Source organism: Pseudomonas sp. 14P_5.3_Bac1 (assembly GCF_025466135.1).
Classification (GTDB): domain Bacteria; phylum Pseudomonadota; class Gammaproteobacteria; order Pseudomonadales; family Pseudomonadaceae; genus Aquipseudomonas.
The window spans coordinates 31,407-40,874 of the sequence record NZ_JANLOF010000013.1 but is presented as its reverse complement, the minus strand read 5'-3'; the positions used below and the strand labels follow the sequence as shown (position 1 = coordinate 40,874).

General features: G+C 60.1%; 6 protein-coding genes. All 6 read left to right on the top strand.

All coding sequences use genetic code 11. The features are described 5' to 3' along the window. The first annotated feature begins 787 nt into the window (after positions 1 to 787). The gene (locus NTD89_RS03790) at positions 788 to 2,104 is read left to right on the top strand and encodes a nucleotide sugar dehydrogenase (RefSeq protein WP_106579580.1); all 1,317 of its coding nucleotides are present in this window, start codon (positions 788 to 790) and stop codon (positions 2,102 to 2,104) included. An 83-nt stretch (positions 2,105 to 2,187) separates the two neighbouring features. Continuing rightward, complete coding sequence (gene alg8, locus NTD89_RS03785) at positions 2,188 to 3,669, top strand: mannuronan synthase (protein ID WP_262206505.1); 1,482 nt, start codon at positions 2,188 to 2,190, stop codon at positions 3,667 to 3,669. Between the two features lie 36 nt (positions 3,670 to 3,705). Beyond that, the gene (locus NTD89_RS03780) at positions 3,706 to 4,872 is read left to right on the top strand and encodes an alginate biosynthesis protein Alg44 (RefSeq protein ID WP_145161270.1); all 1,167 of its coding nucleotides are present in this window, start codon (positions 3,706 to 3,708) and stop codon (positions 4,870 to 4,872) included. A gap of 92 nt (positions 4,873 to 4,964) precedes the next feature. After that, positions 4,965 to 6,404: an alginate biosynthesis TPR repeat lipoprotein AlgK gene (gene algK / locus NTD89_RS03775; protein ID WP_262206504.1), complete on the top strand. Its 1,440-nt coding sequence runs from the start codon at positions 4,965 to 4,967 to the stop codon at positions 6,402 to 6,404. Beyond that, positions 6,401 to 7,888, top strand: a complete 1,488-nt coding sequence (locus tag NTD89_RS03770) for an alginate export family protein (protein WP_262206503.1) — start codon at positions 6,401 to 6,403, stop codon at positions 7,886 to 7,888. The genes algK and NTD89_RS03770 overlap by 4 nt, the downstream gene beginning before the upstream one ends. Next, complete coding sequence (algG, locus tag NTD89_RS03765; protein WP_242194603.1) at positions 7,888 to 9,462, top strand: mannuronan 5-epimerase AlgG; 1,575 nt, start codon at positions 7,888 to 7,890, stop codon at positions 9,460 to 9,462. Before NTD89_RS03770 ends, algG begins: the two co-directional genes overlap by 1 nt. The last annotated feature ends 6 nt before the right edge of the window (positions 9,463 to 9,468 follow it).

The following is a 9,468-nucleotide window of genomic DNA, read 5'->3' as shown; positions in this document are numbered from 1 at the left end:
CAGCTCCCACCTTTTTATCTGCATTCCAAGCCAACGATCGCCATTTATTTGGCGCCAAAAAACATCCTGTCGCATTCCTAACGAATCTTTCACTCGACATTTCTGAATTTTTTTCGTAGTGGCACCACTTTTTTAAAACACTAGTGGCACAAAACTATCCCTTCGCGCCAACTACCTGTAACTACTGGCCCAAATAGCAAGTGCTATCAATATAGTACCAGTGCCATCTTTTCTAATATTTCAAGAAATTTCCTAAAACAGGATGAGTGGCCAGGAACTTCACCCTAAAGCACCGCTCATACCACCGGTAACGAAATTCTCTGTTGCTGTAAGAGATGACTTACATGGCGACCAACGGAAGTAGCAAAGTTGTCACATTTAACTTTGACTCAGGGGTCATATTACAAACCGATTAGTTGAGAGCGGCGATAAGGATGCATTGCCACCCACTATAAGGCCAAGGCTCAGCTTCCCTTAATGGGTCAGTGAGATAACCCAAGGCATTGATATTTAAAGGCTTAAAGCCTCTATCAAGGCTCTGCGGCACTGGCGCCAGGCCCTTCTCCCAGGAAGGCCGGCTGCATTACAGGGCAAGCACCAATAACAAGGCCACGTTTCGCACAACTTGAGTGCAATAGTTAGTCACTCGTTATTCAACATGCCTGCACGCGGCAAGTCGGCGTCTATTCGCCTAACTTTCGCGGCATCAGTGACGCTTGCAAACATGAACTCCGGCCATCTAATTGGCATGATTAATATCGTCTTCAATGACAAAGAGGTAAATGCGATGCGCATCAGCATATTTGGTTTGGGTTACGTTGGCGCAGTGTGTGCCGGTTGCCTGTCTGCCCGTGGCCACGAAGTGGTCGGCGTGGACATCTCCAAGGAAAAGATTGACCTGATCAATGCGGGCAAATCGCCAATCGTTGAACCGGGCCTGGGCGAACTGCTGAGCCAGGGTATCGAGACCGGGCGGCTGCGCGGCACGACCAATTTCGCCGAGGCCATCCGCGATACCGACTTGTCGATGATCTGCGTGGGCACGCCCAGCAAGAAAAACGGCGACCTGGAACTCAACTACATCGAATCGGTATGCCGCGAGATCGGTTTTGTCCTGCGTGACAAAACCACCCGCCACACCATCGTGGTACGCAGCACCGTATTGCCGGGCACTGTGGCCAATGTGGTCATCCCGATCCTCGAAGACTGCTCCGGCAAGAAGGCCGGCGTCGACTTCGGTGTCGCGGTCAACCCGGAATTCCTGCGTGAATCCACCGCCATCGCCGACTACGACCTGCCACCGATGACCGTCATCGGCGAGTTCGACAAAGCCTCCGGCGATGTCCTGCAGTCGCTGTACGAAGAACTCGACGCGCCGATCATCCGCAAGGACATCGCCGTTGCCGAAATGATCAAGTACACCTGCAACGTGTGGCACGCCACCAAAGTCACCTTCGCCAACGAAATCGGCAACATCGCCAAAGCGGTCGGCGTCGATGGTCGCGAAGTGATGGAAGTGGTCTGCCAGGACAAAACCCTCAACCTGTCCCAGTACTACATGCGCCCAGGCTTCGCGTTCGGCGGTTCGTGCCTGCCCAAAGACGTGCGCGCCCTGACCTACCGCGCAGGCTCCCTGGACGTGGAAGCGCCGCTGCTCAACTCGCTGATGCGCAGCAACGAATCCCAAGTGCAGAACGCCTTCGACATCGTCGAAAGCCACGACAAGCGCAAAGTCGCCCTGCTGGGCCTGAGCTTCAAGGCCGGCACCGATGACCTGCGTGAAAGCCCGCTGGTGGAACTGGCGGAAATGCTGATCGGCAAGGGCTACGACCTGAGCATCTACGACAGCAACGTCGAATACGCCCGTGTTCACGGTGCGAACAAAGACTACATCGAAGGCAAGATCCCGCACGTGTCGTCCCTGCTCAACTCGGACTTCGACGCGGTGATCAACAACTCCGACGTGATCATCCTCGGCAACCGTGACGAGAAATTCCGTGCCCTGGCGCATAACGCACCACACGGCAAGCAAGTGGTCGACCTGGTGGGCTTCATGTCCAAGGCCACCAGCGTGAGCGGCCGCACCGAAGGCATTTGCTGGTAACAGCAACAGCAAGTTCCGGGCTGCAAGCGTACCAATCCCCAGCGCTTGCAGCCTGGAGCCTTCTTCACCTTCGGATGACGCTTATGTCCAAGTTAAAACACGTACTGCTCCAATCCGCCGGCTGGCTGTTGTTTTTGAGCCTGCTGATGGGACTCGCCCTGCTGTTACCGGCGAGTACGTTCGACTCCGAGTCGAAGAATTTTATTTTCCTGATTGGCGCCGTCGGTATCTGGCGCTACTCGATGGGTGCTACGCATTTCTTTCGCGGCATGCTGTTCCTGTACGTGGTCTACCCACACCTGCGCCGCAAAGTGCGCAAGCTGGGCAAAGCCGCCGACCCATCCCATGTATTCCTGATGGTCACAAGCTTTCGTATCGACGCGCTGACCACCGCCCAGGTGTACAGCTCGGTGATTCGCGAGGCCATCGAATGCGGCTTCCCGACCACCGTGGTCTGCTCGTTGGTGGAAATGAGCGATGAGCTGCTGGTGAAAAGCCTGTGGGAACGCATGAACCCGCCGGACCATGTGAAGCTTGATTTTGTGCGCATCGCCGGCACCGGCAAGCGCGACGGTCTGGCCTTTGGCTTTCGCGCCATCTCCCGCCACCTGCCGGATGACCGTGCCGTGGTTGCGGTGATCGATGGCGACACCGTGCTCGCCGAAGGCGTGGTTCGCAAGACCGTGCCGTGGTTCCAGCTGTTCGGCAATGTCGGCGGCCTGACCACCAACGAGTTCTGCGAAGTGCGCGGCGGCTACATCATGAGCGAATGGCACAAGCTGCGCTTTGCCCAACGCCACATCAACATGTGCTCCATGGCCCTGTCCAAGCGCGTGCTGACCATGACCGGGCGCATGTCGGTGTTCCGTGCCAGCGTGGTCACCGACCCGGGCTTTATCGCCGATGTGGAAAGCGACTCGCTGCAACACTGGCGCCTGGGCCGCTTCAAGTTTTTGACCGGCGATGACAAGTCCAGCTGGTTCAGCCTGATGCGCCTGGGCTACGACACGTTCTACGTGCCGGACGCTGCGATCAACACCGTGGAACACCCGCCGGAAAAGAGCTTCATCAAAGCCAGCCGCAAACTGATGTTCCGCTGGTACGGCAACAACCTGCGCCAGAACTCCCGTGCCCTGGGCCTGGGCATACGCCGGCTCGGCCTGTTCACCAGCGTGGTGCTGTTCGACCAGCGTGTGTCGATGTGGACCTCCCTGCTCGGCCTGACCGTGGCAATCATCGCCACCTTCAAGTACGGCGGCGCATTCATCCTCGCGTACCTGCTGTGGATCGGCATCACCCGCCTGATTCTGACCCTGCTGCTGTCGTGCTCCGGCCACAAGATCGGCCCGGCCTACCCGGTGATTCTCTATTACAACCAGATCATGGGCGCGCTGGTGAAGATCTACGTGTTCTTCCGCCTTGATCAACAGTCCTGGACCCGCCAGGACACCAAACTGACCCGCGATTTGGCCAGCTTTCAACGTTGGTTCAACACCTGGTCGTCTCGGACCATGACCTTCTCCGCCGGCAGCATTTTCGTCGCCGTGTTGCTGATGATGGTCTGACCCTGCCAAGCCTGAATTAACTAGGAACTACACACCATGAATAGCCAAGTAAACGCCAACGTTGTCCACGAATCCGAAGCCCAGCGCCAACATGCCCGGGTGAAAATCCCGGCCAAGCTGCGCTTTTTCAACACCGACCGCACCCAGACCGAAGCACGGGTGATCGACCTGTCCGCCGGCGGCCTGGCGTTCACCGCCACCCAGCCGTTGACCGTCGGTGAAGTGCACAAGGGCCGCCTGCAATTTGTCATCGATAACCTCGGCCTGGCGATGGACGTAGAGCTGCAGATTCGCTCCTACGACCGCCAGACCGGCCGCACCGGTTGCCAGTTCCAGAACCTGGACGCCCAGGATATTTCCACCCTGCGCCACCTGATCACCTCGCACTTGTCCGGCGACATCGTGACCATGGGCGACGTGCTGGCGACCCTGCAGCGCGACAACTTCACCAAGGCGCGCAAGGTCAAGGACGGCGGCAGCAACATGAGCGCCGCGGGCCGCCTGCGCGCCGTGGTGTTCAGCGCAGGTATCTTCATCGTCGGCCTGGCAGCGTTCGGTTTCGTCCTCAAATCCATTTACGGCATGTACTTCGTCAGCCACGCTCAGGCTGGCCTCGTCAGCGTGCCGGGCATGAACGTGACCATGCCGCGCGACGGCACCGTGCAAAGCCTGCTCAAAGGTGACGCGGTCGCCGCCAAAGGCGCGCCACTGGCGACCTTCAGCACCAGCATGCTCGATGTGCTCAAGGGCCACCTGGACGAAGACCAACTGCAACCGGCCAAGGTCGAAGAGCTGTTCGGCAAGCAAATGACCGGCACCCTGACCTCGCCTTGCGATTGCGTGGTGGCCCAGCAACTGGTCGCCGACGGTCAGTACGCCAGCAAAGGCGATGTGATCTTCCAACTGGTGCCACGCGGCAGCCTGGCCAATGTGGAAGCGCGCTTCACCTACCGCCAGTTCGCCGACGTTCGCCCAGGCACACCGGTGAGCTTCCAGGTTGCCGACGAAGAACAGATCCGCACCGGCACCATCGTCAGCAGCACCAGCCTGAACAGCGCCGACTTGTCCTCCGACATCCGCGTGCAGATCAAGCCGGATGCGCCGCTGGACAGCACCTACGCCGGTCGCCCGGTCGAAGTGACCAGCGACCGTGGCCCATCGCTGAACTGGCTGATCGATAAAGCCATGGCTCACGGCCTGTAAGCGAGGACATGCCTGTGAACCCTATTTCAAAAACAGCATTGACCCATGTGGGAGCCGGGCTTGCCCGCGATGCAGGCGACTCGGTTTTTCAGATGCACCGAGGTGACGCCATCGCAGGCAAGCCAGCTCCCACACAGAGCCGATTTCACTCAGCCTCTGCGTTCTGCGCGCTGGCATTGGCGGTGAGCCTGGCCGGTTGCGCCGGCCTGCCCGACCAGCGCCTGGCCAACGAAGCCTTGAAACGTGGCGACACGGTGACCGCCCAGCAGAACTATCAGCAGCTGGCAGACCTGGGTTACAGCGAGGCCCAAGTGGGCCTGGCCGATATCCAGGTGACCACCCGCGACCCCGAGCAAATCCGCCAGGCCGAAGCCACCTACCGCGCGGCGGCCGATACCTCGCCACGCGCCCAGGCCCGCCTGGGTCGCCTGCTGGTGGCCAAGCCCGGCGCCACCGAGGCCGAGCAGCACGAGGCCGAAGGCCTGTTGAAAAAAGCCTTTGCCAATGGCGAAGGCAATACCCTGATTCCGCTGGCGATGCTGTACCTGCAGTACCCGCACAGTTTCCCCAACGTGAATGCCCAACAGCAGATCAGCAAATGGCAGGCCGCGGGTTACCCGGAAGCAGGTCTGGCCCAAGTGCTGCTGTATCGCACCCAGGACACCTACGACCAGCATCTGGATGACGTGGAGCGCATCTGCAAAGCCGCGCTGAACACCACCGACATCTGCTATGTCGAGCTGGCCACGGTCTACCAGAAAAAAGCCGAGCCGGAAAAACAGGCCGAACTGCTCAAGCAGATGGAAGCCGGCTACAGCCGTGGCACCGTCACCGCGCAGCGTGTCGACAGCGTGGCCCGCGTGTTGGGCGATGCAACCTTGGGCAAGACCGACGAGAAAACCGCGCAAGCCCTGCTGGAAAAAATCGCCCCTGGCTATCCGGCGTCCTGGGTCAGCCTGGCGCAACTGCTCTACGACTTCCCCGAACTGGGCGACGTCGACCAGATGATGAAGTACTTGGACAACGGCCGCGCCGCCGACCATCCGCGCGCCGAGCTGTTGCTGGGCAAGCTCTATTACGAAGGCAAGTGGGTCCCGGCAGATGCCAAGGCCGCCGAAGCGCATTTCGAAAAAGCCGTGGGCAAGGAAGTGGCCGCCGATTACTACCTTGGCCAGATCTACCGTCGCGGCTACCTGGGCAAGGTCTATTCGCAAAAAGCCCTCGACCATTTGCTGACCGCTGCGCGCAACGGCCAGAACAGCGCCGACTTCGCCATCGCGCAATTGTTTTCCCAAGGCAAGGGCACCAAGCCCGACCCATTGAACGCCTACGTCTTCAGCCAGTTGGCTAAAGCCCAGGACACGCCAGAGGCCAATGACTTGGCCACGCAGCTCGAAGCCCCGCTCACGCCAGAGCAACGCGCCGAAGGCCAACGCCTGGTGCAACAGGAACTGGCCGCGCGCGGCACCCTGGCCCAGAGCACGCTGCAACTGCACGCCCTGCAAGAAGAAGACGGCGAGGAATCCCTATGAAGCTCAATCCATTCGTCAAGGCCGGCATCGGCCTGACCTTCGCCCTGCTGTGGTCGTGCCCGACCCTGGCCGCGCTGACCGAAGCCAAGAACTTCGGCCTGGAAGTCAAAGCCACCGCGCAATCGGAAGATGACCGCGACCTCGGCACGCAGAAAGGCGGCGACGTCAACGGCATCGGCCTTGACCTGCGCCCGTGGATCTACGGCGAAAGCGGCGCGTGGAGCGCCTACGCCATGGGCCAGGCGGTCGTGTCGAGCGACATCATCGAGACCGACACGCTGCAACAGTCCTCCGATGACACGACCGAGCAATCGAGCAACGACGACCGCAAGGCCAAGAAAAACTACCTGGCCCTGCGCGAGTTCTGGGTCGGCTACAGCGGCTTTACGCCCTACCCCGGCGAGATCCTCAAGTTCGGCCGCCAGCGCCTGCGCAATGACGACGGCCAATGGCGCGACACCAACATCGAGGCGCTGAACTGGACCTTCGACACCACGTTGCTCAAGGCCAACGTCGGCGCTGCCGAACGCTTCAGCGAATACCGCACCGACCTCAAGGAACTGTCGCCCAAGGACAAGGACCGCCAGCACTTCTACGCTGACGCCGCCTACCAGTGGACGCCGGGGCAGTGGATCGGCCTGCGCGGTCACCACACCCATGACGACGGCAAGCTCGACTACGCCGAACCGGGCGTGGCCACCGACCCGTTGGACAAACGCGAGAATGGCGACCTGACCTGGCTCGGCATCGAAGCCAACAGCGACGCCTATAACTGGCGCAACACCAACACCGTCAACTACTGGGCCAGCGTCACCGGCATGAAAGGCGACCGCGACACGGTCAACGCCCTGAACAAAGACGGCACCCGCCCAACCGAAGCCAAGCGCAGCGATGACGTGAGTGGCTGGGCCACCGACCTGGGTGTGCGCCTGCGTCTGGACCCGCAATGGCAAGTCGGCGCGGCCTACTCCCGCGCGAGTGCCAACTACGAACAGAACGGCCTGCAAAGCAACCGTTCGAACTGGACCGGCACCCAGTCCCGCGTGCACCGCTTCGGCGAAGCGTTTCGTGGCGAGATGAACAACATGCAGTCCATGAGCCTGTTCGGGTCCTGGCAGCTGCGCGAGGACTATGACGCCAGCCTGGTCTATCACAAATTCTGGCGCGTGGACGGTAACAAGCCGGTGGGCAGCAACGGCATCGATGCCGTGCAGAACAACACCGATGACGTGACCGACGCGATCCTGTCCAGCACTTCCCTGCCGCTTGAAGACGGCAAGAAAGACCTGGGCCAGGAGATGGACCTGGTGGTCACCAAGTACTTCAAGAAAGGCCTGCTGCCGGCCGCGCTCAGTCAGTCGATCGACGAACCGTCGGCGCTGGTGCGCTTTCGTGCCGGCGTGTTCAAGCCGGGTGACGCCTATGGCAGCCAGGTCGACTCGTACATGCATCGCGCCTTTGTCGACGTGATCTGGAAGTTCTGATGGGAGCCTGCGCAATGATTCCTCAAAAATTGCTGGTTGCCGCGATGCTGATGGCCAGTGCCACAGCCTTCGCCGACACCCCGCAGCAGGGCAAGGCGCCGACTATCGCCAAAGAACTGCAACAGGCCAAGACCTACACCATCTCCAGCCCGCCGACCGCGCCGCTGGAAATGGCCAAGCCTGCCCTGCCGGACCTGTCGGGCTACACCGCCGCGGCGATGGAAAAGAAGATCGTCAGAAGCAAGCCCGGCAAAATCAGCATCCGCCGCATGATGCAGGAAGACGCGCTCAAGGACTTTATCGGCGGCGATAACAAGATGGCCGAATGGGTGGTGCGCCAGCACGGCATTCCCCAGGCGATCTTTGTCGACGACGGCTACCTGAACCTCAAGGACCTGCTCGGCAAAGTGCCCAAGCAGTACTTCAGCGAAACCTCGCCGGGCGTGTTTTTGGCCAAGCTGCCAATCGTGGTCGGGCGCAAGGGCATTCTGGAAATCGACAAGAAGACCCAGGAGCTACGCCTGTCCCAACAAGCCGGTTCGTTCCTGATCAACGACGGTCAGCTGTTTGTGCGTGACACCAAGATCACCGGTTGGAATGAAAAGACCAATGGCCCGGCGCTGTTTCAGTCGCCCAAGGAGTTTCGCCCGTTCCTGCTGGCCTGGGGCGGCACCGAGACTTACGTCGCCAACAGCAAGATGGCCAGCTTCGGCTACGCCAACAGTAAGTCGTACGGGGTGAGTATTTCCCAGTACACGCCGAACATGGCCAAGGTGCTCAAGCGCCCTGAGCCGACCGGCTGGATCGTCGATTCCGAGTTCTCGGACATGTGGTACGGCTTCTACTGCTACGAAACCACCGGCTTTGTGCTCAAGGGCAATACCTACAAAGACAACATCGTCTACGGCATTGACCCGCACGACCGTTCCCACGGCCTGATCATTGCGGACAACACCGTCTACGGCACCAAGAAGAAGCACGGCATCATCATTTCCCGGGAAGTGAACGACAGCTTCATCTTCAACAACCGCAGCTACGACAACAAGCTGTCGGGCCTGGTGATCGACCGTAACAGCGTCAACAACCTGATCGCCGACAACGAGATCTACCGCAACCACACCGACGGCATCACGCTCTATGAGAGCGCTGACAACCTGCTGTGGGGCAACAAGGTGATCAGCAACCGTCGCCACGGCATTCGCATCCGTAACAGCGTGAACATCCGCCTGTACGAGAACACCTCGATGGCCAACGGGCTGACCGGCGTGTACGGCCACATCAAGGATTTGACCGACACCGACCGCGACATCGCCCTCGACCCGTTCGACGCCAAGGTCTCGCTGATCGTGGTCGGCGGTGAATTGGCGGGTAACGGCAGCGGGCCGCTGTCGATCGACTCGCCCTTGAGTGTCGAGCTGTACCGCGTGTCGATGCTGGCGCCGACCAAATCCAGCGGCATCAGCTTCAACGGCGTGCTGGGTGATCGGCAGGAAGAAATTCTCGACCTGTTGGTGCGCCAACAGAAAGCCGTGCTGATCGACCCTGTCGAACGCCAGACCGAAATGCAGGACTGAGGATGA